The organism is Nocardioides sp. CCNWLW216 (genome assembly GCF_037120545.1).
Taxonomy (GTDB): domain Bacteria; phylum Actinomycetota; class Actinomycetes; order Propionibacteriales; family Nocardioidaceae; genus Nocardioides; species Nocardioides lianchengensis.
In genome coordinates, this window is the sequence record NZ_JBBBBJ010000013.1 from 83,009 (window position 1) to 107,749 (window position 24,741).

Genomic DNA, 24,741 nt, shown 5'->3' on the forward strand with positions numbered 1-24,741 from the left:
TCTGACCGCTCACGCCGGCCCGGCCCGGGCCTCGGCCTCCGGGTCGGTCGCGAGCACCCGCCACCGCGGACCGTCGACGCGCAGGCCGACCGTGGCCTCGAACCCGTCGACGGCACACCGGGTGATCTCCGCCCCGTTGGCGCCGGCCACCCGGTCCGCGGCCGCGCAGCCGTCGCCACCCTCGGCCAGTGCGGTGGCGGCCGCCAGCGCCGCCAGGTCGGCCGCCGACTGCGCCGACCGGTGGGCCACGACCAGGGCCGCCACCGCGCCGAGCGCCGCGCCGAGGAGCAGCAGCACCCCGAGGAACGCCAGCGCCGGCACGGTGGCCGAGCCCCGCTCGTCGCGAGCGTCGCTCACGGCCCCTCCTCCTCGGCGGCGGCGACCGCCTCGGCCCGGACGGTGACCCCCGGCAGGAACCCGAAGAGCCCGCCCGGGCCGTGCACCTCCCCCGACGCGACCACCCGCACCTCGTCGCCGGAGCGACTCAAGGTGACCGTGGCTCCGGCCGGCGCCACCCGGCGTCCCCGGGCCACCGCCTCGCCCTCGGCGTCGCCCCGGGCCGCGGCCCGGGCGGTCTCCCGCGCGGCGTCGACGACCCGGACCTGAGCCGCCCCCACCGCGAGGAGCCAGACCAGGCCGATGGTGACCGCGACCAGGATCGGCAGGGTCATCGCCAGCTCGGCCGTCGCCGCCCCGCGGTCGGTACGTCGGGGGCGGCGGGTCATCCGATGCCCAGCAGGCCAAGCACGTGGTCGAACAGGGTCTGCAGCAGCTGGTCGCCGAAGCCGCCGGTCAGCATCTTGTAGAGCAGGCCCGCCAAGCCCGCTCCAGCCGCGGTGCCGACGGCGTACTCGGCGGTGGTGATCCCGCGCTCGTCGCGGATCGGGTGGACGGGCCGGGCGGGGGACGTGTGGTCGTCGTGCATGAGGTCTCCTCCTCGTCGTGGCCACGGGGGTGCGGCCGGTGGACCGAGCCTGCGGCGCGGACCGGGTACGGCGCCGCCCTCGTCGTCAGCCCTGTGGAACGTCGTGCCGGAGCAACACCGGTGGACGGTTCGTGGCCCGCCGCTCACAGCCCGACCGTCCCGAGGAGCCCAGCGACGAGCGGCACGATGCCGATCAGCACGAAGGCCGGCAGCAGGCAGAGCCCCAGCGGGAGCGCGGCCTTGACGCCGACCGCGCGAGCACGGTCCTCGACCTCGGCGCGAGCGGTCGCGGCGAGCTCGTCGGCCAGCCTCTCGACCGAGCGGACCACCGGCGCTCCGGTGACCTGGGCCCGCGCCAGCGCACGGCCGAGCGGGCCCAGGGCGTCGTCGGCCGCCAGCTGCTCCCAGACCCGCACCGGGTCGGCGCCGAGCGCGAGCCGCGCCGCCACCGGCGCCAGCCGGTCGGCCGCCGCTCCCGGCAGCGCGGCGCACACCACGCCCACCGCCTCGCCGGTCGCCGCGCCCGACCGGAGCGCCGACGCAAGCAACCCGACGACGTGGGGCAGGTCGGCGCGGGTCTGCTCCCGTCGCCGGCGGACCTCCGCGGGCTCGGCCCGACCGATCACCACCCAGACCCCCACGCCGGCGACCGCGCCGGCGACGGGCCCCGCCGGACCACCCACGAAGACGGCGCCGGCCAGCCCGGCGAGCAGGCACCAGAGCGGGCGGTAGCGCAGCATCCAGTCGCGACCGGTGTCCCCGGCCGGCTGCGGGACGGCCGGACCGTCCCGCAACCGGGGGCGCGCCGGGACCAGCAGGGCCACGGCCAGTGCGGCGGCGAGGGCGGACAGCGTGGCCAGTGCCACGGTCCCCGGCACCGTGCTCACCCGACCCGGTCGACGTCGCGGGCGAGCGCCTCGATCCAGGCCAGCCCGGCGACCCCGAAGCCGAGTCCTCCCGCGAGGCAGGCCAGGCCGACCGGCTCGCCGAGCAGGAAGCCGAGCGGGTCGCCGCCGGCGCCCGAGCCCATCAGCAGCGCGACCACCGGGAGGCCGGCGACCAACCGCGCCGTGGACCGGGCCGAGGCCAGTTCGCCGCGCACGACACGTCGGGTCGCCTGGCCCGCCCGCAGCCGCTCGGCGACCCGGTCGACGGCCTCGGCCAGGCCCTGGCCGGTGCGGTGCGAGACCTGCCAGGCCGCCGCGAGGTGGCGGAGGTCGCCCGCGCCGGGCCGGCCCGCCACCTCGCGCCAGGCGTCGGGGACGTCGGCGCCCACCGTGAAGGCCCGGGCCACCGGATCGAGCTCGGGCCAGCCTGCGGCGGCCCGCGAGAGCGCGGGGCCGGGCGGCTGACCGACCCCCAGGTCGCCGGCCAGCTGCTCGCAGGTCTCCAGCACCCGGACCGCCGTACGCTCCGCCGCCAGCCGCGCCCGGCGCTGGCGCCACAGCGCCGCGCCCGCGAACCACGCCGCGCTGGCGACGACCGCGAGGGCCAGCACCGGCGGTGAGGCACCGGCCACCAGCACCACCGCCGGCAGTACGCCGAGCGGCAGCAGGGTGCGGACGCCCGGTCGTCGGTCAGGCGGGCGCGGGAGCCGGGCCGGACGACCGACCAGCAGCCCGGCCGCGAGCGCGGCCGCGAGGACGGCGACGGCCGTCACGACGCGTCCGCCAGGGCCCGCTCGAGCCGGGCCGCCGCCGGGCCCGTCACCTCGCGTCCGTCGGCCTCGAACCGCACGGCGGTCTCCATCCGCACCAGCCCGCTCTCGGCCCGAGCCGGGACCGCGACCTCCCGCAGCCGACGGGTGCCGTCCCGGTCGCGGACCAGGTGGAGGACTAGGTCGACGCCGGACGCCAGCTGACTGTGGGCGGCGTGGCGCCCGAGCCCGGCGGCCAGGGCCAGCGCCTCCACCCGAGCGGGTACGTCGGCCGCGGAGTTGGCGTGCAGGGTGCCGCAGCCGCCCTCGTGGCCGGTGTTGAGCGCCGCCAGCAGGTCGACGACCTCGCCGCCCCGTACCTCGCCGACCACCAGCCGGTCGGGCCGCATCCGCAGCGCCTGGCGGACCAGCGTGCGGACGTCGATCGCACCGGCTCCCTCGATGTTGGGCGGGCGACCCTCCAGGCCGACCACGTGCGGGTGGTCGGGCCGCAGCTCTGAGGCGTCCTCGACGACGACCAGCCGCTCCTCGTCCGGGACGGTCGCCAGCAGCGCGGCGAGCAGGGTGGTCTTGCCGCTGCCGGTGCCGCCGCTGACGAGGAACGCGAGCCGCGCGGCCACCACGGCGGCCAGCAGCCGGGCCGCTCCGGGACCGAGCATCCTGGCGCCGACCAGCCCGGTCACCGTGAATTGGCGCGCGCTGGGCACACGGAGGGAGAGGACCGTGCCGGGCCGGGCCACCGGAGCCAGGACGGCGTGGAAGCGGGTGCCGTCGGCGAGCCGGACGTCGGCGTACGGCGAGGCGTCGTCGAGTCGTCGCCCGGCGGTGGCGGCCAGCCGCTGGGCCAGCCGTCGGACCGCCTCGTCGTCGGGGAAACGTACGTCGGTCGCCTCCAGCCCGTCGCCCCGGTCGACGTGGACCGCGCCCGGACCGTTGACCAGCACGTCGGTCACGCCGGGCAGCCGGAGCAGCGGCTCCAGCGGCCCCGCGCCCAGGACGTCGCGCCGCAGCGCGTCGTGGACGGCCAGGACGGTCGCGTCGCCCACCGGCCGGCCGGCGCGCCGCAGGGCCTCGGCCACCCGGTGCGGCGTCAGGTCACCGGCCCGGCTGACCAGGTCGTCGCGGACCGCCTCGAGGACGCCGGCCGGCAGGTCGGCCGTCACGCGGCGGCCCGGGTCAGGGCCATCCGGTCCAGGACCGCGCCGGCGCTCCGGCCCAGCGGCCCGCGCCAGGACCGCACCGGGCCGAGCCCGAGGTCGATCGCCTCGTCGAGCCCGCGCTGGTGGCCCATCTGGGTGAGCACGGGGACGCCGGTCGCCCGCGCCACCTCCGCGGCGTCGAGGCCGCTGCCGCGGACCACCAGCCGGACCGCGCCCCGGTCGGGCAGCCGCCCGCAGACCCGGCCTGCCGAGGCCACCCCCGCCACGGTCGGCGCGACCAGCACGAGCACCAGGTCGCAGCGGGCCGCGACCTCGTCGATCACCGGGTCGGCGACCCGGGGCAGGTCGACGACGACCGTGTCGTGGCCGCGCTGGGCCGCCGAGAGGGCCTCGCGCACCGCGAACGCCTGGAGCGTGCCACGGGAGCCGGCGTGCCAGGTCAGCGCCCCGACGCCGTCGCGGCGCGGCAGCGCCTCGCGCAGGGAGCGGGCGCTGAGCCGCCCGGTCGTCTGGCAGAGCGCGTCCCAGCGGATGCCGTCGCGCGACTCCACCCCGAGCACCCGGTCGATGCCGGGGCCGAGCGGGTCGGTGTCGACGACGACCGCGGGACCGCCGCGGCCCGCCACCTGGCCGAGCGCGCAGGCGAAGGTGGTCGCCCCCGCCCCGCCGGACCCGCCGGTGACCCCGATCGTCAGGCCCCGGGCCGGCCGGTCGTCGCCGAGGTCGGTGAGGACCTCCACCAGCCAGGCGTCGGAGCGCGGCAGGTCCGTGACGCTCTCGGCGCCGACCTCGAGGGCCAGCCGGAACAGGCCGTCCGGAGAGGTGCCCCAGGACATCAGGTGCAGGCCGCTGCGGCGGGGCGGGCCGAGGCGGGCCATCTCCAGGGCCAGGTCGGCCCCGAGCAGCACGAGCGGAGCGGCGGTCCAGGCGCGCAGCGCGGCGCCGACGTCGGAGGCGACCTCCGGGGTGACGCCGGCGGCCGCGGCCAGCCGGAGCAGCTCGTCGAGGAGGGTGTCGTCGCGGGTGACGAAGAGGGGTGGGTTCATGGCGAGGACGTTCCCCGCCCACACCGACCGGTCATGCCGGTCCCGGGTGGGCCTGGGGACGACGCCTGCGGGAGCGCCACCTGTGCACGGTTCGTGGCCCGCTCCGTGCCCCGGGTCTCTACGATGAGGGCATGACCGCCCCGGTGCCGAAGCCCACCGCCGCGTTCTTCGACCTCGACAAGACGATCATCGCCAAGTCGAGCACCCTGGCGTTCAGCAAGCCGTTCCAGGCCGGCGGACTGATCTCCCGGCGGGCCGTGCTGCGCTCGGCGTACGCCCAGTTCGTCTACCTGGTCGGCGGCGCCGACCACGACCAGATGGAGAAGATGCGGCAGTTCATGTCGCAGCTCTGCGCCGGCTGGGACGTCGCCACCGTGCGCGAGATCGTCGCCGACACCCTCCACAACATCGTCGACCCCCTCGTGTACGACGAGGCCGTCTCGCTCATCGAGGAGCACCACGCGGCGGGTCGCGACGTCGTCGTCGTGTCCGCGAGCGGGGTCGAGGTGGTGGAGCCGATCGCCGAGATGCTCGGCGCCGACCTGGTCATCGCGACCCGGATGGAGATCGCCGACGGCAAGTACACCGGCGAGATCGCCTACTACGCCTACGCCGAGGAGAAGGCCCGCGCGGTCAGCGAGCTCGCGGAGCGCCGCGGCTACGACCTCGCGCAGTCCTACGCCTACAGCGACTCGGTCACCGACGTCCCGATGCTCGCGGCCGTCGGTCACGCCTTCGCGGTCAACCCCGACCGCGACCTGCGGCGCGCCGCCCAGGACCGCGGCTGGCCGGTCCTCGTCTTCACCCGGCCCGTGACGCTGCGCAGCCGGGTCCTCCCGCCGCGACCGGCGCTGGCCGCGCTGGCCGTCGGCGGGGTCGTCGCCGTCGGCGGCGTCATCTGGGCCAACGCCCGCAAGCACCGCCGCTAGCGGCGAAGAGGCAGGAACCTTCCACCTGCCGCCACCCCCGCAGGCGCGCCTAGCGTCCCCGTATGGAGACGATCGACGCCCCGGGTGAGCAGGGTCCGCAGGTCGGCCTGCGCCTCGTCACGACGTACGACGACACGACGCGTCGCGTCGACCTCGCACTGCGCGGGAGTCGCGGTCTGCTGGTCGAGGACGGCGTCGCGACCCCGTTCCCGGTCGAGCAGCTGTGGCCGGTGGTCCGCGACCTGCTGCCGCCGCTCGAGCACCTGCGCGCCGACCCGCCGTCGACGCGGCACCGCCCCGGCGGCCCGCCCGGTCCGAGCTTCGTCGAGGACTGCCGCGCGTCGGTGGTGCTGGCGACGGTGGCCGGCGGCGCGGAGTCCGAGCACGTCAGCGTCCGCACCTGGCTCGCGACCGGCACCGAGCTCTGGTCGGTCACGCCGGGCGCGTCCGGCAACGACGTCCGGCAGGCCCAGCCCGGCAGCCTCGCCGAGCTCCTCGTCTGGGACGTCACCGCCGCGATGGAGGCCCTGGTCCGGGCCCTAGAGGCGGCGTCGTGACCACCCTCGGGATGGACACCGACGCCGCCCGCCACGCCAGCAACGACCTGCAGGGCGGCGCCGACCAGATCACCGGCCTGGCCCAGCGCCTGGACGGGCTGCTGATGCAGCTGGAGTGGAACGGCCCCGACGCCGAGCGGGTCCGGGCCAGCTGGCAGGAGCAGGAGCGCCGCCAGCTCGACTCCACCGCCGAGCACCTCACCTCGCTCGTCACGCTGATCCGCCAGGAGGCCGACGCCCAGGACCAGGCGTCCGGCCAGGCGTCCGGCCAGGCGTCCGGCCAGGCCTCCGGTGGTACGACGGGCGGCGGCGTCGACGGCACCCTCGAGCAGGAGCAGGCCGGCGGCGGGATCACCGGCTGGCTCGGCGCCCACCTCGGCGCGTTCTTCCAGGGCGTCGGCCGCACCCTCGACGGCGCCGGCGACCTGGTGGGCAAGCTCGGCGACGTCCTGTCCGGCGAGGACGTCCCGGTCGCCGCGATCGCGGCCAGCGCCCTGACCACCGTCGGCTCGGCCGCGGGCGCGATCTACAACGGCCTCACCGGCGAGGACCAGGGCTGGTTCAAGGAGGGCCCGGGCCTGGCCGGCACCCCGACCGCCGTACCGACCGACCCGACGCAGGCCAGCCAGTTCCAGCCCGCACTCACCACCCCCACCGACCTGCCGTCGCTGATGCAGGGCGTCTCCGACGGCTACCAGGTCGGCGAGGGGCCGGGCAGCACCGGCGACGTGCGGATCACCCGCGTCGACAACGGCGGCACCCCGGCGTACGTCGTCGCGATCCCCGGCACCGAGAACTGGTCCCCGGCCGGCGGCGGCCAGCCCCGCGACCTCACGGCAAACCTCTCCCTGGTGGCGGGCAGCCCGTCGGCGGCGAGCGAGTCGGTCGAGCAGGCGATGCAGGCGGCGAACATCCCGGCCGGCTCCCAGGTGCTGCTCGTCGGCCACAGCCAGGGCGGCATCATCGCCGCCAACCTGGCCAGCGACCCCGCGTTCGTGGAGCGGTACGGCGTCACCAACGTGCTCACGTACGGCGCCCCGATCGACCACGTCGCCGTCGCGCCGGGGGTCGGCGTGCTGCAGGTCCAGCACGGCGCGGACGTCGTACCCCGCCTCGACCTGGGGGGCGTCGGCACCTCCCACCCGCAGGCGCCGACGGTGACCCTGGACAGCCCCGGCGGCTTCTGGCAGCCGGGCGTGAACCACAGCTACACCGAGTACGCCCAGTCGGTCCGCGACGAGCTCGGGGCCGACACCGACGCGGGCCGTATCCTCCGGGAGTACCAGGCCACGCTCGCGCCGTTCCTGGTCGGTCCCGGGGGCTCGGCGAGCGCGGTGGACGTCCCGGTGAGCAGAGGAGACTGACGTGTCGGCGCTGTCGCGGCTCTTCGGCACCCGCCCCGACGCGGCGACCGTCGCGGAGCGGCTGGCCGCGGCCGTCAGCGCGGTCCCGGGGGTCGGCGCCCACGACGTCTCCTACAACCACCAGCAGTACGCCGGCGGCGCCGTCAGCGGCACCGTCGACGTGCCCGACAGCGAGACGTTCGTGGTGGTGCTGCGGGCCGTGACGAGCACGCTGGTCGGTCAGCTGGGCAAGGACGCGGACCGGGTGACGGTCTACCTCGCGGGCCGCACGCCGGACGGCGACAGCGTCGTCCCGGGCGACCTGGGGTTCTCCCAGCCACCACTGGGACGCGAGCTGGTCCGCCGCTTCTCGGGCTGAGGCCTCCCCCTCCGACGGACGAAAGTCAAGGGTTGAACCCCCGGGTCGAGGGGCGTAGACAAGGACTCACACAACTCCAGAGACGTACACGTGAGCCGGGGTACCCACGCGGCGACCTACCCTTCCTACAGGGTGCTCGCCAACCGGATCTGCCGGTGGCAGCAATTGGAATGTGCACGCTTGGTAGCCCACGGTCTCTCGTGTCAGCGGTGGCGTCCGAGTCGGTCTCGACTCGGGCGCCACCTGCATCTCGAGGACTACTCCGCGGCCCGCCTCAGCGGGCTGGCCTCCGCGGCCGCGGCGTACGCCTCGGCGGCGTAGAGCAGCCATGCGTGCACGCCCGCCTGGGTGGCGCCGGCGTACCCGCGCAGGTTGGACTCGTACGCCGGCCGCAGCGCCAGGTGCGCCGCCTCGGGCACGATCAACGACTTCTCGTCGACCCCGCGGGTCACGAGCACCAGCCGCTCGGCGGCGCGGGCGATGATCCCGTTGTGGGAGGCGAACGGCGCCGTCGTCGCGAGGCCCGCGTGCACGACCGCGGCGACGACCAGCGCCGGCACCTCGGTGGGAGCGGTCAGCATCCCGGCCAGGTCGCGCAGCCGGCCGGCGGACTCCGCGTCCCGGGGCCGCCCGAGCCGCTCGGGCTCCACCGAGCCGGACGCGGCCACGGCGTGCAGCCGGGCCAGCGCCTGCAGCGGGGCGGTCCGCAGGGTCGGCACCAGGCCGAGCAGCTGCGTCGAGAGGCGCACCGCGTCGCGCGCGACGTCGTCGCCCCGGCCCTCGCGCACCTCGGCGAGCGACGAGGCCGACCCCTCCAGGACGGCGCTCGCGTGGGCGCCGCGGAGCAGCGACTCGGCCGTCGTCTCCGGAGAGGTACGCCGGAGCCCGCGATCACGCAGCACCACGTCGATGCCGTCGCGGGCGGCGGCGTACGCGCTCGGGACGCCCTCCAGGGACACCAGCCACGCAAGGGGATCGGCGGTCACGGACGGGAGGCTACCCGCGCGTTAGCCTGGACCGGATGAGTGACCTCCACGCCCGTTCCTTCGGCGCCGTGGCCGACGCCTACGACCGCGGCCGGCCGTCGTACCCGCGCGACGCCGCGGCGTGGCTGGTCGGCGAGCAGCCGACCACCGTCCTGGAGCTGGGCGCCGGCACCGGCAAGCTCACCGGGCAGCTCGTCGACCTCGGCCACGACGTGCACGCCACCGATCCCGACGAGGCGATGCTGGCGATCCTGCGCCGCGACCTGCCCGACGTGCGCACCACCGTCGGCGGCGCGGAGGAGATCGCCGCCCCCGACGCGTCGTACGACGTGGTGGTGAGCGCGCAGGCCTTCCACTGGTTCGACCTCGACCGGGCGCTGCCCGAGATCGCGCGCGTCCTGAAGCCCGGCGGCCGGCTGGCGCTGGTGTGGAACGAGCGCGACGAGCGGATCCCGTGGGTGAAGAAGCTCGGCCGAATCATCGGCACCCAGGACGGGGCGACCGACCCGACGGAGCCGGTGTCGACCTGCGGGCACTTCGGCTTCGTCGAGGATGCGGCCTTCAAGCACTGGCAGGGCGTCGACCGCGAGTCGATCATCGACCTGGTCCGCTCGCGCTCGAACGTCGCGGTGCTCGACGAGGAGGCGCGGGCCGCCAAGCTCGAGGAGGTTCGCGCGTTCTACGCCGACTACGGCCGCGGCATGGACGGGATGCAGCTCCCCTACGTCGTGCGCTGCTTCCGCTCGGTCGTGGCCGACCGGATCGTGCGGCACGCGCCCGTGGTCGAGGAGCCGGTGTCCTCCGACGACGCGACCCCGATGGAGACCACCTCGGACGGCACCGACACCGACATGCTGCTCATCGACTTCCGCTGAGGGGGCACTCCCTGGGGGCGAACACGTCGCTCCACGCTCGGTATCGCCGGGATCAGGCGACGTTCGCCCCCGGGGAGTGCCCCGCTCCGATCCGACGCAGGCAGGCTCGCACCCAGTCCGGCTCGTGCATGACCTGCCACCAGGTGAACCGGAGCACCGTCCACCCGGCGACGACCAGGTCGGTGTAGCGGCGGCAGTCGCTCTGGAACGCGTCCTTCCCCGCGTGGAACTCCCAGGAGTCGGCCTCCAGGACCAGCCGACGCTCGCGGTCGACCAGGTCGGGTCGCACCGTGCGGTCACCGAGGTCGATCTCCCCCTGCGGCAGCACGTCGAGCCCGGCCTCGACCGCGAGACCACGCAGCACGGACTCGAACGTGTTGGCGGCCAACGGCGACGCGAGCTCGGCGACCCGGACCGCCCGGGCGGCGCCCTTGCCCCGCACGGCCCGAGCAGCGCGGACGACGAGCTCGTGGTCCACCCCCGCGCGCAGGGCGGAGTCGGCCACGGCGAGCGCCTCCGGGAAGGCGCAGCGCCGGGCGCAGTCGACGACGGTGCGCACCGGCGAGGTCACGAACCCGGACTCCTCGGACAGGTCCGCCCAGAGGACCTGGGCGCGGCGCTCTGCGGGCACCTGCCGGTTCCGCGGCACCGTGACCCACGGCGACGACGGCGCGTGCGGGATCTCCCAGCCATGCAGCTGCGCGGCGCTCAGGTGCGAGGCCATGCCGCGCAGCTCGACCGCGCGTCGCAGCGCCCGGTCCGCGTCGGAGGTGCGGTAGCGCCCGCGTCCCACGCGGACGATGTCGCCGCGTTCCTCAGCGAGACGGACCCGCTTGGGCGAGGTCAGCCGGACCAGTACGGCGGTCGTCGCCACGCCGCCCAGCTCGGCCATCGCCTCCAGGACCTCCATCCGTCCACCCTCACGCGGATCCGCGGCCGACGCGCGCCACTCTCCACAGGGCGGTGATCGCGGTCACCCGTCGGCGATGATGTCGCCATGGGTCGGGCCTGGCGTCGTACGCACCTCGGGAGCGAGTCGGACCGCGCCACCTTCCGGACGCTGCACACCGCCTCGCTGGCCAGTCCGGCGCTGCGGGAGGGACTGACCACCTCCAGCGCGGAGCGCTCGATCCGGCACCTGCGCGCGCTGCTCGGCACCCCCGCGCTGGCGCTGACCGACACGGCGGGGCCGCTGGCCTGGGACGGCGGCGGCCAGCAGCACCACGAGCGTCGTACGGCGGCGCTGGCGGTCGCGACCATCGAGGCCGGCGGGACCCGCAGCTTCGACCGGAGCGAGGTGGGCTGCGAGGTCGGCGGCTGCCCGATCCGGACGGCGATCGCCAGCCCGCTGGTGGTCGACGAGCGGGTGGTGGGGACGCTGCAGGCGTTCGCGCCCTCCCCGACGGCCGGACTGGCGCGGGCCACCGACGAGGTCGCCGGCTGGGTGTCGGGGCAGCTGGAGCTCGCCGAGCTGGACGCGAGCCGGACCCGGCTGATGGAGGCCGAGGTCCGCGCCCTGCGGGCGCAGATCAGCCCGCACTTCATCTACAACTCGCTCGGGGCGATCGCCAGCTTCGTGAGGACCGACCCCGACCGGGCCCGCGAGCTGCTGCTGGAGTTCGCCGACTTCACCCGCTACTCGTTCCGCCGGCACGGCGAGTACACGACGCTGGCCGAGGAGCTGCGGTCCATCGAGCGCTACCTGCTGCTCGAGGAGGCGCGTTTCGGTGACCGGCTGCGGGTCACCCTGAACGTGGCGCCGGAGGTGCTGCCGGTGGTCGTGCCGTTCCTGTGCATCCAGCCGCTCGTCGAGAACGCCGTGCGCCACGGGCTGGAGGCGCGCGGCGAGGGCGGGCACATCCGGATCAGCGCGCGCGACCAGGGCCAGGAGGCGGTGATCGAGGTGGAGGACGACGGGATCGGCGAGGACCCCGAGCGGGTACGACGGGCGCTGGCCGGCGACGCCTCGCTCGACTCGGTCGGCCTCGGCAACGTCGACGCCCGGCTGCGCAACGCCTACGGCGACGAGCACGGGCTGGTCGTCGAGACCGCGCCCGGAGCGGGCACGCGGGTGGTCGTGCGGGTGCCGAAGTTCGCGCCGGGGGTGAGCGTGTGAGAGTCCTGGTCGTCGACGACGAGAGGCCGGCCCTGGACGAGCTGGCCTACCTGCTCGGGCAGGACCCCCGGGTGGCCGCGGTGCTGACCTGCGACAGCGCGACCGAGACGCTACGGGTGCTGCAGGAGACCGAGGTGGACGCGCTGTTCCTCGACGTGCAGATGCCGGGGCTGAGCGGACTCGAGCTGGCCCAGGTGCTGGCCCGCTTCAAGGAACCGCCGCCGATCGTCTTCGTGACCGCCCACGAGGAGCACGCGGTCGAGGCGTTCGAGCTGCGGGCGGTCGACTACGTCCTGAAGCCGGTGCGCGCCGACCGGCTCGCCGAGGCCGTACGACGGATCGCCGACGGCGCCTCCGACCGCGGCCCGGCCGGCGACCTGCAGGTGCCGGTCGAGCTGGGCGGGGTGACCCGGTTCGTGGCCCGGTCGACGATCTCGCACGTCGAGGCGCAGGGCGACTACGCGCGGCTGCACACCGCCGACGGGTCCCACCTGGTCCGCGTCCCGCTCTCGCAGCTGGAGGAGGAGTGGGCGCCGGCCGGGTTCGTCCGGATCCACCGCTCGCTGCTGGTCTCGCTGGCCCACGTCGACGAGGTGCGGATGGACGCGGGGCGGTGCACGGTGGTGGTCGCGGAGACCGAGCTCCAGGTCAGCCGGCGGCACACCCGGCAGCTGCGGGACCTGCTGCTGAAGCGGGCCGGGTCGTGACCGAGCGGGTGCGGGTGACCGGACCGCCGCGCCGTCGTACCGCTGATGCGACCGCGCGCTCGTCGCGCGCGCGCGACATCGACACCGACACCCGACTCGGCGAGATCTACCTGGGCTCGCTGCTGCGCGCGCAGCTCGGCCTGGCCGCGCGGGTGCTCGGGGTGCTGGCGGTGACGGTCGGGTCGTGGCCGCTGGTCTTCCACGTCTGGCCCGGCCTGGCGGCGGTGGAGGTGGCCGGGGTGCCGGTCGCCTGGCTGGTGCTGGGGGTGCTGGTCTACCCGTTGCTGGTCGGCCTGGGCTGGTGGTACGTCCGCCGCGCGGAGCGCAACGAGCGGGCCTTCGTCGATCTCATGGACACCCGACCGTGAGTCCGGCCCCGGGGATCGTCGCGATCGTGCTGGTCACCCTGGCCACGCTGGCGATCGGCACCTGGGGCCTGCGGTTCTCGCGGACGACCAGCGACTTCTTCGTCGCGTCGCGCTCGGTCAACCCGCGGCTCAACGCGAGCGCGATCGGCGGCGAGTACCTCTCCGCCGCGTCCTTCCTCGGCGTCGCCGGGCTGGTGCTGACCTTCGGCGCGGACATGCTCTGGTACCCGATCGGCTGGACCGCGGGCTACCTGGTGCTGCTGGTCCTGGTCGCGGCCCCGCTGCGCCGCTCGGGCGCCTACACGCTGCCCGACTTCGCCGAGGCCCGGCTCGGCTCGCGCGGGGTACGGGCGGTCTGCTCGGTGCTGGTCGTGGCCATCGGCTGGCTCTACCTGCTGCCGCAGTTCCAGGGCGCCGGGCTGACCCTGCGCTCGGCCGTCGGTGCGCCCGTGTGGGTCGGCCCGGTGATCGTCGGGCTGGTGGTGCTGGTCAACGTGACCTCGGGCGGGATGCGCTCGATCACCTTCGTGCAGGCCTTCCAGTACTGGCTGAAGCTCACCGCCCTGCTGCTGCCGCTGATGGTGCTGCTGGTCGTCTGGGCCGGCGACGGCACCCCGCCCGCGGCGCGCGAGGTCGCCGGCTGGTCGGTGCCGCTCGCCGACGGGGGCGGGCAGGGGCTCTACCTCACCTACTCGCTGATCGTCGCCACGTTCCTCGGCACCATGGGCCTGCCGCACGTGGTGGTCCGCTTCTACACCAACCCCGACGGGCGTGCGGCCCGCCGTACGACGCTGGTGGTGCTGGCGCTGCTGGGCGCCTTCTACCTCCTGCCCCCGGCGTACGGCGCCCTCGGGCGGGTCTACGCGCCGGAGCTGGCCTCGTCCGGGCGGTCCGACGTCCTGGTGCTGGAGCTGCCGCGGCTCGTCGTGCCGGGACCACTCGGGGAGGTGCTGACCGGACTGGTGACCGCCGGCGCGTTCGCCGCCTTCCTCTCGACCTCGTCGGGCCTGGCCATCGCGGTCTCCGGGGTGCTCACGCAGGACGTCACCCAGCGCCGGCTGCGCGGCATCACGGCGTTCCGGGTGGCGGCGGTGGTCGCCGTGCTCGTCCCCGTCCTGGTCGCGCTCGCGGTGCCGAACGTGGGCGTCGCCCGGGCCGTCGGGCTGGCCTTCGCGGTCGCGGCCTCGACCTTCTGCCCGCTGCTGCTGCTCGGCATCTGGTGGTCCCGGCTGACCGCGGTCGGCGCGGTGGCCGGGCTGGTGGCGGGCGGGGTCGGCTCCGGCGCGGCGGTGGCCTGGACGCTGGCCCCGGCGTCCGCCTCCGGGTGGGTCGGGGTGCTGCTCGAGCAGCCGGCGGCCTGGTCGGTGCCGCTGGCCTTCGCGACCATGGTCGGCGTCAGCCTGCTCACTCCCGGCCGGATCCCTCCGCACACCCGCCGGCTGATGGTGCGCCTGCACACGCCCGAGGCGGTCGAGCTCGACCGGGGCTAGCGCTGGTTGAGGCCTCGAAACCCCCGCAGCCCGACCAGCGGCAGGCTCAGGCGCTCGCCCGGACCTCCAGCAGCGCCGTCGCGCGGGCGACGACCAGGTCCACGACCAGCGGGTGCGGGCCGATGACGTCGGCGACGACGGACGCACCCACCGACTCCCGGCGGGCGCGCGCGGCGAAGAACCCCTCCGCCAGCAGGTACGGCGAGACCGCGTCCCCGGGCCGGACCACCTCGGCGGGGCGGAGACCCTCGCCGGTGAGCGTGGCCAGTCGCACCGGGCCGCCCCAGGCACCGGCGAGCAGGTCGCGGGCGCGGACCAGGTCACGCATCGCCAGCGGATCGGTCGATCCGGCGGCCACCATCGTGACCGGCTGACCGGCCCGGGCACCGGCGGCCAGCAGCCGGACGACCTGGGCGGAGGCGAGCAGCGGGTCGGGGCCGAGCGGTCGGGCGCCCCCGAGGTCCTCGCGCACGTGGTAGCCGGTGGACAGCAGCAGCGGGACGACGAGCGACGGCTCGTCCGGCAGCGAGGCGAAGATCGGCTCGCAGAGCTCGACGTACGACGCCACCGCGGGGAGCCCGAGCCGTTCGCCGGCCGCGGCGGTGAGCGAGCGCGCGACCTCGTTGCCGGTCGCGTGCCGGGTGCCGTGGGCGACGGTCACGAGCCTCACGAGTCGTCCACCGCCAGCCGGTAGCCGCGCTTGACGACGGTCTGCACGGCCTTGGTGCCGAGCGCCGCGCGGAGACGGGCCACCGCCATCTCGACCGCGTGCTCGGAGCCGGCGGTGCCGCTGGGCAGCATGGCCAGCAGGGCGCGGCGGGAGACGACGTTGCCGGGGTTGGCGACGAGGGCGTGCAGCACGGCGGTCGGGGCGGGAGAGAGCTTGACCTCGAGTCCGTCGAGCAGCACGTCGTCGCCGTGGAGGAGCAGCAGCGCCCCGCCCTGCAGGCTGACCGACAGCCCCTCACGGCGCGAGGGCAGCTCGACCTCGAGCTGCTTGACCATCGCGGCCAGCCGGGACCGCTCGGGGAAGATCGTCGGCACGCCCCACAGCTCGAAGGCGGCCGCGGTGACGGGCCCGACGCAGGAGGCGATCACGTCGGCCTGGAAGGCGGTGATCACGTCGTCGCGCCGGCCGACCGGGCCGGCGGCGTCCATCAGCGCGGCGACGGCCGGCGCGGAGGTGAAGGTGACCGCGTCCAGCCGGCGGTCGGCGATCAGCTCGATCATCCGGAACATCGGCTCCGGGTCCTCGGCGCCCGCGACCCGGTAGACGGTCACGACCGTGACGTCGGCCCCGCGCCGGCGCAGCGCGTGGGCGACCATGGACAGCGACTGGCCGTGCTCCTGCACGACGATCCGCAGGCCGGTGAGGTCGCGGCCGCGCAGGTGCTCCAGGACGTCCTCGAAGCACTCCGACTCCGGCGCCCACATCTCCCGCAGCCCGCGGCGGCGCAGCGCGCCGACCGACTTCGGGCCGCGCGCCAGGATCTCGGCCGAGGACAGGGCGGCGACGAGCGGGTCGGCCAGGCCCCACCCGTCCGCGGCGAGGAACCAGGTCCTCATCCCGATGCCGGTGGTCGCGAGGAACATGTCGACCGGGCGGGCCAGCACCTCCTCGGTCGCCGCGCGCAGCGAGGCGTCGTCGACCTGGTTGGGGTCCTGCGAGAGCGCCGGCGCCCACTCGACGGTGGCGCCCCGGCGCTCGAACAGGGCGATCTGCTCCTCCACCTTGCGCGCGGCGGTGACGCCCACGCGGAAGCCGCTGAGGGGCAGGTCAGTCATGCGATTCCCTCCTGCCCCCCACGGAGACCACGCCGTCGGCGACCAGGACGTCGTACGTCGGAACCCGGACCGCCGCGTCGTCGAGGCACTGTCCGGTGCGCAGGTCGAACCCCTGCTTGTAGATCGGCGACGCCACGAACGGGATCTCGCCCCGGGTCCCGACGATGCCACGGGCCAGCACCGAGGCCCGTGAGAAGGGATCGTAGTTGGAGATCGCGAGGACCTCGTCGTCGTAGGTCCGGAAGACCGCGACCGCCTCGCCGTCGACCAGGGCCGCGACCCCGCCCTCGACCTCGATCTGGTCGAGCCGGCAGACCGTGGTGAAGGTGGTCATCGCGGCGCTCCCACCGGGATCGTCGAGCCGAGCGAGACCGGGCCGTCGCTGTCGGCCGGGGCGATCTGGTCGCGCTCGGCGCGGAAGGAGATGTTCGGGTCCGGGGTGTCGGGGGCGTTGACGAACGACACGAACCGGGCGAGCTTCTCCGGGTCCTCGATCGTCTCCTTCCACTCGTCGAAGTAGGAGTCGACGTGGCGGGCCATCGCCGCCTCCAGCTCCGAGCCGAGCCCGAGCGCGTCGTCGACGACGACCTCCTTGACCCGGTCCAGGCCGCCGTCGAGGGAATCGACCCAGGGGGCGGTGCGCTGGAGCCGGTCGGCGGTGCGGATGTAGTACATGAGGAACCGGTCGAGGTAGCGGACCAGCGTCTCGGTGTCGAGGTCTCCGGCCAGCAGCCGGGCGTGGGCGGGGGTGGCACCGCCGTTGCCGCCGACGTACAGGTTCCAGCCTTTCTCGGTGGCGATCACGCCGAAGTCCTTGGACCGGGCCTCCGCGCACTCCCGGGCGCAGCCGCTGACGCCGCCCTTGAGCTTGTGGGGCGAGCGCAGGCCGCGGTAGCGCAGCTCCAGGTCGATGGCCAGCTGGACGGAGTCCTGGACGCCGTACCGGCACCAGGTCGACCCGACGCACGACTTCACGGTCCGCAGCGACTTGCCGTAGGCGTGGCCGGACTCGAAGCCGGCGTCGACCAGCCGCCGCCAGATCTCGGGCAGCTGCTCCATCCGGGCCCCGAAGAGGTCGATCCGCTGGCCGCCGGTGATCTTCGTGTAGAGCCCGTAGTCGCGGGCCACCTCGCCGATCACGATCAGCTTGTCGGGGGTGATCTCGCCGCCGGGGATGCGCGGCACCACCGAGTAGGTGCCGTTGCGCTGGATGTTGGCGAGGTAGGCGTCGTTGGTGTCCTGCAGGGTGCGGTTGCCCTCGGCGAGGACGTGCCCGTTGAGCTGGCTGGCCAGGATCGACGCGATCGCCGGCTTGCAGACGTCGCAGCCGCGGCCGGTGCCGTGCGCCTCGACGACCTGGTCGAAGCGGGTGTGCCCGTGCACCGCGACGACGTCGAAGAGCTCCTGCCGGGTGAGCGCGAAGTGCTCGCAGAGGCTCTTGTCGACGACCTGCCCGACCGAGGTGAAGTAGTCCTCGATGATCTTCTTGACCTGCACCTTGCAGGACCCGCAGGTCGAGCCCGCCCGGGTGGTCTCCCCCGCCGCGGCCGCCGCGACGATGTCGCCCTTGGTCACGTCGTTGCACGAGCACACCTGGGCCTCGTCGGGCAGCGTCACCCCGGCGCCCGACCCGCTCGTGACCGGGAGGATCAGCTCCTCCGGGTTGGCCGGCAGCTCGATGCCGCTGGCGACCATCGGCCGCAGCACGCCGTACGCCGAGGCGTCGCCGACCAGGATCCCGCCGAGCAGCTGCTTGCCGTCGTCGGAGACCACCAGCTTCTTGTAGACCCCCGCGACCGCGTCGGCGTAGACCAGCTCGAGCGCGCCCGGCATGGTGGCGAACGCGTCGCCGAAGCTGGCCACGTCGACGCCCATCAGCTTCAGCTTGGTGGACATGTCGGCGCCGGTGAACGAGCCCGGCCCGCCGAGGAGCGCGTCGACCACCACCTCGGCCATCGCGTAGCCCGGGGCGACCAGGCCGTACATCCGGCCGGCGGGCGCCGCGCACTCCCCGATCGCCCACACGTGCGGGTCGGAGGTCCGGCACTGCCCGTCGACCAGGACGCCGCCGCGCTCGGCCAGGTCGAGGCCGGCGGTCCGGGCGAGTGCGTCGCGCGGACGGATGCCGGCGGAGAAGACCACCACGTCAACGGGAAACTCGGTCCCTGAGGAGGCGAGTGACGAGCCGTCTCGAAGGGCGGCCGCCTCCTTCAGGGCCAGCCCGGCCGCGCGGCCGTCCCGCTCGACGACGGCGGAGGTCATCGCCCCGGTGTGCACCGAGAGGCCCAGCTTCTCGATGTGCCGGGTCAGGACGGCGCCGCCGGCGTCGTCGACCTGCACGGCCATCAGCCGCGGCGCCATCTCGACCACGTGGGTCTCCAGCCCGAGCTGGGCGAGCGCGTTGGCCGCCTCCAGCCCGAGCAGCCCGCCGCCGATCACGGCCCCGACCGTCGCCGTCGCGGCGGCCTCGCGGATCGCCTCCAGGTCCTCGATGGTCCGGTAGACGAAGCAGCCCGGCAGGTCGTGGCCCGGGATCGGCGGCACGAACGGGGCGGCGCCGGTGGCCAGCACCAGCTCGTCGTAGGCGAGCACCTCGCCGCTGCTCAGCAGCGCGGTGCGCGTCTCGGGGTCGAAGCCCTCCACGGTGGTGTCGAGCAGGAGCCGGACCCGCGGGTCGTCGTACGCGCCCTCGGGGAGGAACGACAGCTCGTCGGCCCCGCGCTCGAAGAAGGAGGTCAAGGCGACCCGGTCGTACGCCGGCCGCGGCTCCTCACCCACCACGACGAGGTCGTGGGTCTCGGTCAGGCCGCGCTCGATCGCGGCCTGCACGAACCGGTGGCCGACCATCCCGTGGCCGACGACGACCAGCTTCTTCCTCAGGTGCGGGCTCATGCGTGTGCTCCTTCCGTGACGAGCTGCTCGACCGCGGCGGCACAGCCGCCGCAGCCGGTGGTGGCGCGGGTGGTGGTGCGGACGTCGTCGTACGACGAGCAGGCGCGGATCCGGCCCGCGGTGACGCCCGCGCAGGAGCAGACCTCGGCGTCGTCGGGCAGCCGCTGCGGGACCTCCGCCGTCGCCCGGTCGGGCATCAGCAGCAGGCCGGGCTCGCGGGCGCCGAGGACGGTCTGCCGGTCGTAGTGCTGGGTGATCAGGCCGATCCGGGACAGGTCGCCGACCAGGGTGCCGGCGACGATCCGGCCGTCGCGGACCACCAGCCGCCGGTGCGAGCCGACGATCGGGTTGGTCACCTCGACCACCTCGCCCGCGGCGGTCTGAGGGTCGCCGAGCACGGCCACGTCGAGGCCGGTCGCGCGCAGCCGGGCGACCGAGCGGGTGCCGGTGTAGACGACCTCCTCGCCCGCGAGGTGCCGGGCGAGCAGCCCGGCCTGCTCCCAGGCGGGCGGGACGAAGCCCGTCGTACGGCCGCGGTGCTGGGCGCAGTCGCCGATCGCGAAGACGCGCTCGTCGTCGGTGCGGAGCCGGTCGTCGACCACGATCCCGCGCCGGACCTCCAGCCCCGCGCGGCGCGCGAGCGCGGTGCTCGGCCGGCCGCCGGCGGTGAGCACCACGAGGTCGGCGTCGAGCGTATAGCCGTTGTCGAGGACCAACCCGTCCTCGGCGAGCCGGACGGCGCGCGCGCCGGTGTAAACCGTCGCGCCCAGCCGCCGGAGGTCGCGGGCCAGGATCCCCCCGGCCTTCTCGTCGACCTGGCTGCGGAGCAGGTGCTCGCCGCCCTCGACGACCTCGACCGCCAGCCCGCGCACCCCCAGCGCGCGGGCGACCTGCAGGCCGAGCAGCCCGCCGCCGACGACCACCGCGGTCCGCGCGCCGGCCGTGACCGCCCGGTCCAGCCGGGCGCAGTCGTCGAGGCTGCGGAACGCGTGCACCCGCTCGTGCAGCCGCCCGTCGACCCGGACCAGCCCGCGGATCGGCGGCAGCGTGGGGATGCTCCCGGTGGCGAGCACCAGGGCGTCGTACGGCACCCGGCTGCGGTCGGCCAGCTCGACCTCGCGCTCCTCGCGGTGGATCTCGACCGCCCGGGTCCCCAGCCGCAGGTCGACCTCCGGGCGCAGGCCGAGCCCGATCGCGCCGACGTCGTGGGTGCCCTCCAGGACCGCCGAGAGCAGGATCCGGTTGTACGGCGGGTGCGCCTCGTCGCCGAGCAGCGTCACCTCACCGCCCCGCGCGACCAGGTCGTCCGCCAGCCGCGCCGCCGCCATCCCGGCCCCCACCACCACGGTCCTCATGCGGGTCCCCCGCCGCTGGTTGAGGTGCGAGCGAAGCGAGCCTCGACACCCGGTGACCCGAGAGTCGGCCCCGATCCAGGTCGCTGGTGGGATGCGGGGGTCTCGATACGCTCGCTGGCGCTCGCTACTCGACCAACGACAGCACCCTCGCTGGCGCTCGCTACTCGACCAACGACAGCACGCTCGCTGGCGCTCGCTGCTCGACCAGCGACAACACCCTCGTTGCTCGCTACTCGACCAACGACAACACCCTCGCTGGTCGAGTAGCCGTCGCGAGGGACGAGCGACGGCGTATCGAGACCCACCGCCGCCGCGCACACCTTGAACTCCGGCATCCGCGAGGACGGGTCGAGCGCGTCGTTGGTGAGCCGGTTCGCACCGACCCAGTGGAACGGCACGAAGATCGTGTCCGGCCGGATCGTGTCGACGATCCGCGCGGGCGCACGCAGCGACCCGCGCCGGGTGGTCACCACGACCGGCTCCCCGTCGCGGGCGCCGATCCGGGCGGCGAGCATCGGGTGCAGCTCGACGAAGGGGCCGTCGTCGGGGAGGTCGCGGACCCGGCGGGTCTGGGCGCCGGACTGGTACTGCGCCAGCACCCGGCCGGTCGTCAGGTGCACGGGGTAGTCGGCGTCGGGCTGCTCGGCCGCGCCGGCGTGCTCGACGTCGACGAAGCGGGCCCGGCCGTCGGGGGTGGCAAACGAGTCCGCGAACATCCGCGGGGTGCCGGGGTGGTCCACGGCGGGGCACGGCCAGAAGACCCCGTCCTCGGCGCGGATCCGGTCGTAGGTGATGCCCGCGTAGTCCGCGCGCCCGCCGGCCGAGGCGAGCCGCAGCTCGGCGAACGCCTCCTCGGGGTCGGTCGGGAAGGCGGCCGTCGATCCCAGCCGCGACGCCAGGCCGGCGTACACGTCGAGGTCGCTGCGGACGCCGTCGGGCGGGGTCACGGCGCGCTCGCGCAGGATCACCCGGCCCTCGAGGTTGGTCATGGTGCCGCTCTCCTCGGCCCATTGGGTCACCGGCAGCACGACGTCGGCCATCGCGGCGGTCTCGCTGAGCACGATGTCGGCGACCACCAGCAGGTCGAGCGCGGCGAGCCGCCCGGTGACGCGGGTGGCGTTCGGCGCGGAGACCACGATGTTGGAGCCGAACACCAGCAGCGCCCGCGAGCCGGTGCCCAGCGACTCCAGCAGCTCGTACGCCGACAGCCCCTTGCCCGGGATCGACGCCGGGTCGACGCCCCACACCCGCGCGACGTGCTCGCGCGCGGCCGGGTCGTCGATCATCCGGTAGCCGGGCAGCTGGTCGGACTTCTGCCCGTGCTCGCGGCCGCCCTGGCCGTTGCCCTGCCCGGTCAGGCAGCCGTAGCCGGCGTGCGCCTTCCCCGGCATCCCCAGCGCCAGCGCCACGTTCAGCCAGCCGAGCACGGTCGCCGTGCCCTGACTGTGCTGCTCGGCGCCGCGGGCGGTCAGCACCGTGACCGTCCCGGCGCCGGCGAGCAGGTCGGCCAGCGCGCGCAGCTCCCCCGCCGACACCCCGGTCACCCGCTCGACCCGCTCCGGCCACCAGGCCGCAGCGGTACGACGGACCGCGGCGAAACCGGTCGTGCGCGACGCGACGTACTCCTCGTCGACCGCGCCGGCGGCGTCGAGCAGGTGCAGGACACCCAGGGCCAGCGCCAGGTCGGTGCCGGGCACCGGCTGGAGGACCGTGTCGGCCCGGGCCGCGGTCGCCGTACGGCGGGGGTCGATCACCACGACGTGCCCGCCGCGCTCGCGGAGCCGGTCGAGGTGTCGCGCAGCCGGCGGCATGGTCTCGGCCAGGTTGGAGCCGACCAGCACCAGCACGTCGGTCTGCTCGATGTCGGCCAGCGGGAACGGCAGCCCGCGGTCGATCCCGAGGGCCTGGTTGGCGGCCGACGCGGCCGAGGACATGCACCAGCGCCCGTTGTAGTCGATCCGGCTGGTCCGCAGCGCGACCCGGGCGAGCTTGCCGAGCAGGTAGGCCTTCTCGTTGGTCAGCCCGCCGCCCCCGAAGACGGCGACCGTGTCGGGGCCGTGCGCCTCCTGCAGCGTCCGGAGGCGGGTGGCCACGACATCGAGCGCCTCGTCCCACGACGCCGCCCGCAGCTCGCCGGTCGCACGATCGCGCAGCAGCGGCGTGGTCAGCCGCTCGCGGTGGCCGCGGAGCCCGGTGGCCGTCCAGCCCTTGCGGCACAGCGCGCCCTCGTTGACCGGGAAGTCGCGCGCCCGGACTTCCAGGGCGCGGCTCCTGCTGGAACCTGCTTGCCCTGAGGAGGCGAGAGACGAGCCGTCTCGAAGGGTCATGCCGCACTGCAGGGAGCAGTAGGGGCAGTGGGTGTCGGTCAAGGCCGGTCAGATCCCGGCGTTGGCGAGGCTGGTCGCCGCCTTGGCCGGTGCCGGCTTGCGGAGGAAGACCGCCCAGGTCACGACCGCGCAGACGACGTAGAAGGCGGTGAAGACCACGAACGCGCCCTTGGTCGCCTCCATCGGCTGGTCGACCCACGGCGAGCTGAAGGCGATCGGGATCAGGAACCCGCCGACCGCGCCCACCGCGCCGATGACGCCGATGGCGGCCGAGGCCTTCTTGGTGCCGGCGTGCAGCGCGGCGCCGCGCTCCGGGGTGCCGGGCGTCGTGGCCCGCTCGGCCTGGGTCCGGAAGATCGCCGGGATCATCTTGTACGTCGACCCGTTGCCGATGCCGGTGCTCGCGAAGACGCAGAGGAAGAACGCGAGGAACCAGGGGAACCAGGACTGGTTGTCGTCGGCGATCGCCGGGCTCTGGCCGGGGTTCGGCGTGAGCTGCGTCAGCGTCCAGAGGACGGCGAGCGTCGAGACGATCATCCCCGCGAAGGCGCCGAGGGTGACGCGGGCGCCGCCGTACTTGTCGGCGAGCCAGCCGCCGAACGGCCGGGTCGCGGAGCCGACCAGCGCGCCGAGGAAGGCGAAGTAGGCGAAGTAGATGCCGGTGCCGAGCGGCGCCGGGTCCGGCACCCAGAAGTTGAGCTTGATCAGCAGGGGCATCGCGGCGGAGTAGCCGATGAACGACCCGAACGTGCCGATGTAGAGGAACGCCATCACCCAGGTCTGCTTCTCCTTCACGACCGCCAGCTGCTCGCGCGGCCTCGACTGCGCGGAGGTGAGGTTGTCCATGAAGAGGTACGCCGCCAGGGTCGCCGCGACCGCGAGGCCGGCGTACACGTAGGCCGCCCGCTCCAGGCTGATCCCGCCCTCGGCCGCCTTGACCAGCCCGAAGATGCCCGCGCCGCCGATGATCACCGGCAGGAAGAGCTGGATCAGCGCGACGCCCAGGTTGCCGCCGGCAGCGTTCAGTCCGAGCGCCGCCCCCTTCTTGTCACTCGGGTAGAAGAAGTTGATGTTGGCCATCGAGCTGGCGAAGTTGCCGCCGCCGAGGCCCGCGGTCGCCGCGATCAGGCAGAACAGCCAGTACGGCGTACCCGGGTTCTGCACCGCCACCGCGAAGCCCAGCGTCGGGATCAGCAGCAGCGCCGCGCTGGCCATCGTCCAGTTCCGGCCGCCGAACCTCGGCACCGCGAACGTGTACGGCAGCCGCAGCAGCGACCCGACCAGGTTGGGCAGCGCCACCAGCAGGAAGAGCTGCTGCGGCGAGTAGCTGAAGCCCATCGACACCAGGAAGGCCGAGCTGACGCTCCAGATCAGCCAGACCGAGAAGCCCAGGTGCTCCGCGAAGATCGACCAGACCAGGTTGCGCCGGGCCACCCGCTTGCCCGTGCTCTCCCAGAACTCCGGCTCCTCCGGCCGCCAGTCGTCGATCCAACGCCCGGTACGGCGGGCGGCGGGCACGGTCTCGGCGGCCGCGCGGCTCTCGGTCATCGTCATGTCGCTGCTCCTGATGGGGTGAGGTGCCTCCACCCTCGACAGCCGCCGTAACACCGGCGACATGACGCCGTACCGATGTCGTCAACTTCTCCTCACAACCTCACGCCCCTCACGACCTCACGGCGGCGACCCCGCTGGTCGAGGCGCGAAGGCCGCCAGGCCCGACCCGTCCCCCGCTGGTTGAGGTGCGAAGGCCGCCAGCCCTGAGCCGTCCCCCGCTGGTCGAGGCGCGAAGGCCGCCAGGCCCGACCCGTCCCCCGCTGGTTGAGGTGCGAAGGCCGCCAGCCCTG

At 74.9% G+C, this 24,741-nt stretch carries 25 protein-coding genes; 9 read left to right on the forward strand and 16 right to left on the reverse strand.

Annotated elements, in window-relative coordinates:
• Window positions 1–9: 9 nt before the first annotated feature.
• From V7S47_RS23005 to ssd, 7 genes are all read right to left on the reverse strand, one after another.
• Window positions 10–357: an Rv3654c family TadE-like protein gene (locus V7S47_RS23005; protein ID WP_336563757.1), complete on the reverse strand. Its 348-nt coding sequence runs from the start codon at window positions 355–357 to the stop codon at window positions 10–12.
• Entirely contained in the window at window positions 354–725 is a 372-nt protein-coding gene (locus V7S47_RS23010; protein ID WP_090853974.1) for a TadE family type IV pilus minor pilin, read from the reverse strand. The genes V7S47_RS23005 and V7S47_RS23010 overlap by 4 nt, the downstream gene beginning before the upstream one ends.
• Window positions 722–925 carry a DUF4244 domain-containing protein gene (locus tag V7S47_RS23015; protein ID WP_336563758.1) on the reverse strand — a complete coding sequence of 68 codons (204 nt, stop codon included), beginning with the start codon at window positions 923–925 and terminating at the stop codon, window positions 722–724. The genes V7S47_RS23010 and V7S47_RS23015 overlap by 4 nt, the downstream gene beginning before the upstream one ends.
• 143 nt (window positions 926–1,068) lie before the next feature.
• Window positions 1,069–1,812 (reverse strand): type II secretion system F family protein, encoded by a 744-nt coding sequence (locus tag V7S47_RS23020; RefSeq protein ID WP_336563759.1) that lies wholly within the window; start codon window positions 1,810–1,812, stop codon window positions 1,069–1,071.
• Window positions 1,809–2,585 (reverse strand): type II secretion system F family protein, encoded by a 777-nt coding sequence (locus tag V7S47_RS23025; RefSeq protein ID WP_336563760.1) that lies wholly within the window; start codon window positions 2,583–2,585, stop codon window positions 1,809–1,811. Before V7S47_RS23025 ends, V7S47_RS23020 begins: the two co-directional genes overlap by 4 nt.
• Window positions 2,582–3,745, reverse strand: coding sequence for a TadA family conjugal transfer-associated ATPase (locus tag V7S47_RS23030; RefSeq protein ID WP_336563761.1), 1,164 nt, complete (start codon window positions 3,743–3,745; stop codon window positions 2,582–2,584). The genes V7S47_RS23025 and V7S47_RS23030 overlap by 4 nt, the downstream gene beginning before the upstream one ends.
• A complete protein-coding gene (ssd, locus tag V7S47_RS23035; RefSeq protein ID WP_090854520.1) occupies window positions 3,742–4,788 on the reverse strand; it encodes a septum site-determining protein Ssd in 1,047 nt (348 codons plus the stop codon). The genes V7S47_RS23030 and ssd overlap by 4 nt, the downstream gene beginning before the upstream one ends.
• A 131-nt stretch (window positions 4,789–4,919) precedes the next feature.
• Between ssd and V7S47_RS23040 the strand changes: the two genes are divergently transcribed.
• The 4 genes from V7S47_RS23040 (at window position 4,920) to V7S47_RS23055 (ending at window position 7,996) form a co-directional block, all read left to right on the forward strand.
• A complete protein-coding gene (locus V7S47_RS23040; RefSeq protein ID WP_336563763.1) occupies window positions 4,920–5,717 on the forward strand; it encodes an HAD family hydrolase in 798 nt (265 codons plus the stop codon).
• Window positions 5,718–5,779: 62 nt separating this feature from the next.
• A complete protein-coding gene (locus V7S47_RS23045) occupies window positions 5,780–6,274 on the forward strand; it encodes a hypothetical protein (RefSeq protein WP_336563765.1) in 495 nt (164 codons plus the stop codon).
• On the forward strand, window positions 6,271–7,638 hold the full coding sequence (locus tag V7S47_RS23050) for a hypothetical protein (protein WP_336563766.1): 1,368 nt from the start codon (window positions 6,271–6,273) through the stop codon (window positions 7,636–7,638). Before V7S47_RS23045 ends, V7S47_RS23050 begins: the two co-directional genes overlap by 4 nt.
• A 1-nt stretch (window position 7,639) precedes the next feature.
• Complete coding sequence (locus V7S47_RS23055; RefSeq protein ID WP_336563767.1) at window positions 7,640–7,996, forward strand: hypothetical protein; 357 nt, start codon at window positions 7,640–7,642, stop codon at window positions 7,994–7,996.
• Window positions 7,997–8,253: 257 nt separating this feature from the next.
• Here V7S47_RS23055 and V7S47_RS23060 read toward each other — a convergent pair whose 3' ends face one another.
• A complete protein-coding gene (locus V7S47_RS23060) occupies window positions 8,254–8,982 on the reverse strand; it encodes an oxidoreductase (RefSeq protein ID WP_336563768.1) in 729 nt (242 codons plus the stop codon).
• A 35-nt stretch (window positions 8,983–9,017) separates the two neighbouring features.
• Here V7S47_RS23060 and V7S47_RS23065 point away from each other — a divergent pair, with 35 nt between their 5' ends.
• Window positions 9,018–9,857, forward strand: coding sequence for a class I SAM-dependent methyltransferase (locus tag V7S47_RS23065; protein ID WP_336563769.1), 840 nt, complete (start codon window positions 9,018–9,020; stop codon window positions 9,855–9,857).
• Between the two features lie 52 nt (window positions 9,858–9,909).
• On the opposite strand, the gene V7S47_RS23070 is transcribed toward V7S47_RS23065, so the two are convergent.
• Window positions 9,910–10,767, reverse strand: a complete 858-nt coding sequence (locus V7S47_RS23070) for a DUF559 domain-containing protein (protein ID WP_090854002.1) — start codon at window positions 10,765–10,767, stop codon at window positions 9,910–9,912.
• 87 nt (window positions 10,768–10,854) lie between these two features.
• Here V7S47_RS23070 and V7S47_RS23075 point away from each other — a divergent pair, with 87 nt between their 5' ends.
• Genes V7S47_RS23075 through V7S47_RS23090 form a run of 4 tightly spaced genes read left to right on the forward strand, consistent with a single transcriptional unit; the run spans window position 10,855 to window position 14,538 of the window.
• Window positions 10,855–11,973, forward strand: a complete 1,119-nt coding sequence (locus V7S47_RS23075) for a sensor histidine kinase (RefSeq protein ID WP_336563770.1) — start codon at window positions 10,855–10,857, stop codon at window positions 11,971–11,973.
• Window positions 11,970–12,680: a LytR/AlgR family response regulator transcription factor gene (locus V7S47_RS23080; RefSeq protein WP_336563771.1), complete on the forward strand. Its 711-nt coding sequence runs from the start codon at window positions 11,970–11,972 to the stop codon at window positions 12,678–12,680. Before V7S47_RS23075 ends, V7S47_RS23080 begins: the two co-directional genes overlap by 4 nt.
• On the forward strand, window positions 12,677–13,048 hold the full coding sequence (locus V7S47_RS23085; protein ID WP_336563772.1) for a hypothetical protein: 372 nt from the start codon (window positions 12,677–12,679) through the stop codon (window positions 13,046–13,048). Before V7S47_RS23080 ends, V7S47_RS23085 begins: the two co-directional genes overlap by 4 nt.
• On the forward strand, window positions 13,045–14,538 hold the full coding sequence (locus tag V7S47_RS23090; protein ID WP_336563773.1) for a sodium/solute symporter: 1,494 nt from the start codon (window positions 13,045–13,047) through the stop codon (window positions 14,536–14,538). Before V7S47_RS23085 ends, V7S47_RS23090 begins: the two co-directional genes overlap by 4 nt.
• Window positions 14,539–14,584: 46 nt before the next feature.
• Here V7S47_RS23090 and V7S47_RS23095 read toward each other — a convergent pair whose 3' ends face one another.
• From V7S47_RS23095 to V7S47_RS23125, 7 genes are read right to left on the reverse strand one after another with little or no spacing between them, the layout of a single operon-like run.
• Complete coding sequence (locus V7S47_RS23095; RefSeq protein ID WP_336563775.1) at window positions 14,585–15,208, reverse strand: sirohydrochlorin chelatase; 624 nt, start codon at window positions 15,206–15,208, stop codon at window positions 14,585–14,587.
• The gene (locus V7S47_RS23100; RefSeq protein ID WP_336563776.1) at window positions 15,205–16,323 is read right to left on the reverse strand and encodes a uroporphyrinogen-III synthase; all 1,119 of its coding nucleotides are present in this window, start codon (window positions 16,321–16,323) and stop codon (window positions 15,205–15,207) included. The genes V7S47_RS23095 and V7S47_RS23100 overlap by 4 nt, the downstream gene beginning before the upstream one ends.
• On the reverse strand, window positions 16,316–16,657 hold the full coding sequence (nirD, locus tag V7S47_RS23105) for a nitrite reductase small subunit NirD (protein ID WP_336563777.1): 342 nt from the start codon (window positions 16,655–16,657) through the stop codon (window positions 16,316–16,318). Before nirD ends, V7S47_RS23100 begins: the two co-directional genes overlap by 8 nt.
• A complete protein-coding gene (nirB, locus tag V7S47_RS23110) occupies window positions 16,654–19,215 on the reverse strand; it encodes a nitrite reductase large subunit NirB (protein WP_336563778.1) in 2,562 nt (853 codons plus the stop codon). Before nirB ends, nirD begins: the two co-directional genes overlap by 4 nt.
• Window positions 19,212–20,570, reverse strand: a complete 1,359-nt coding sequence (locus V7S47_RS23115; protein ID WP_336563779.1) for an FAD-dependent oxidoreductase — start codon at window positions 20,568–20,570, stop codon at window positions 19,212–19,214. Before V7S47_RS23115 ends, nirB begins: the two co-directional genes overlap by 4 nt.
• Window positions 20,567–22,939: a molybdopterin oxidoreductase family protein gene (locus V7S47_RS23120; protein ID WP_336563780.1), complete on the reverse strand. Its 2,373-nt coding sequence runs from the start codon at window positions 22,937–22,939 to the stop codon at window positions 20,567–20,569. Before V7S47_RS23120 ends, V7S47_RS23115 begins: the two co-directional genes overlap by 4 nt.
• Before the next feature lie 6 nt (window positions 22,940–22,945).
• Window positions 22,946–24,451, reverse strand: a complete 1,506-nt coding sequence (locus V7S47_RS23125) for an MFS transporter (protein ID WP_336563781.1) — start codon at window positions 24,449–24,451, stop codon at window positions 22,946–22,948.
• Between the last annotated feature and the right edge of the window lie 290 nt (window positions 24,452–24,741).

Bases quoted from the DNA above. Each gene is read 5' to 3' on its own strand.
- V7S47_RS23010 (WP_090853974.1), bottom strand. From the start codon at position 725: ATGACCCGCCGCCCCCGACGTACCGACCGCGGGGCGGCGACGGCCGAG.
- V7S47_RS23015 (WP_336563758.1), bottom strand. From the start codon at position 925: ATGCACGACGACCACACGTCCCCCGCCCGGCCCGTCCACCCGATCCGC.
- ssd (WP_090854520.1), bottom strand. From the start codon at position 4,788: ATGAACCCACCCCTCTTCGTCACCCGCGACGACACCCTCCTCGACGAG.
- V7S47_RS23040 (WP_336563763.1), top strand. From the start codon at position 4,920: ATGACCGCCCCGGTGCCGAAGCCCACCGCCGCGTTCTTCGACCTCGAC.
- V7S47_RS23045 (WP_336563765.1), top strand. From the start codon at position 5,780: ATGGAGACGATCGACGCCCCGGGTGAGCAGGGTCCGCAGGTCGGCCTG.
- V7S47_RS23065 (WP_336563769.1), top strand. From the start codon at position 9,018: ATGAGTGACCTCCACGCCCGTTCCTTCGGCGCCGTGGCCGACGCCTAC.
- V7S47_RS23070 (WP_090854002.1), bottom strand. From the start codon at position 10,767: ATGGAGGTCCTGGAGGCGATGGCCGAGCTGGGCGGCGTGGCGACGACC.
- V7S47_RS23075 (WP_336563770.1), top strand. From the start codon at position 10,855: ATGGGTCGGGCCTGGCGTCGTACGCACCTCGGGAGCGAGTCGGACCGC.
- V7S47_RS23100 (WP_336563776.1), bottom strand. From the start codon at position 16,323: ATGACTGACCTGCCCCTCAGCGGCTTCCGCGTGGGCGTCACCGCCGCG.
- nirD (WP_336563777.1), bottom strand. From the start codon at position 16,657: ATGACCACCTTCACCACGGTCTGCCGGCTCGACCAGATCGAGGTCGAG.
- nirB (WP_336563778.1), bottom strand. From the start codon at position 19,215: ATGAGCCCGCACCTGAGGAAGAAGCTGGTCGTCGTCGGCCACGGGATG.
- V7S47_RS23115 (WP_336563779.1), bottom strand. From the start codon at position 20,570: ATGAGGACCGTGGTGGTGGGGGCCGGGATGGCGGCGGCGCGGCTGGCG.
- V7S47_RS23125 (WP_336563781.1), bottom strand. From the start codon at position 24,451: ATGACGATGACCGAGAGCCGCGCGGCCGCCGAGACCGTGCCCGCCGCC.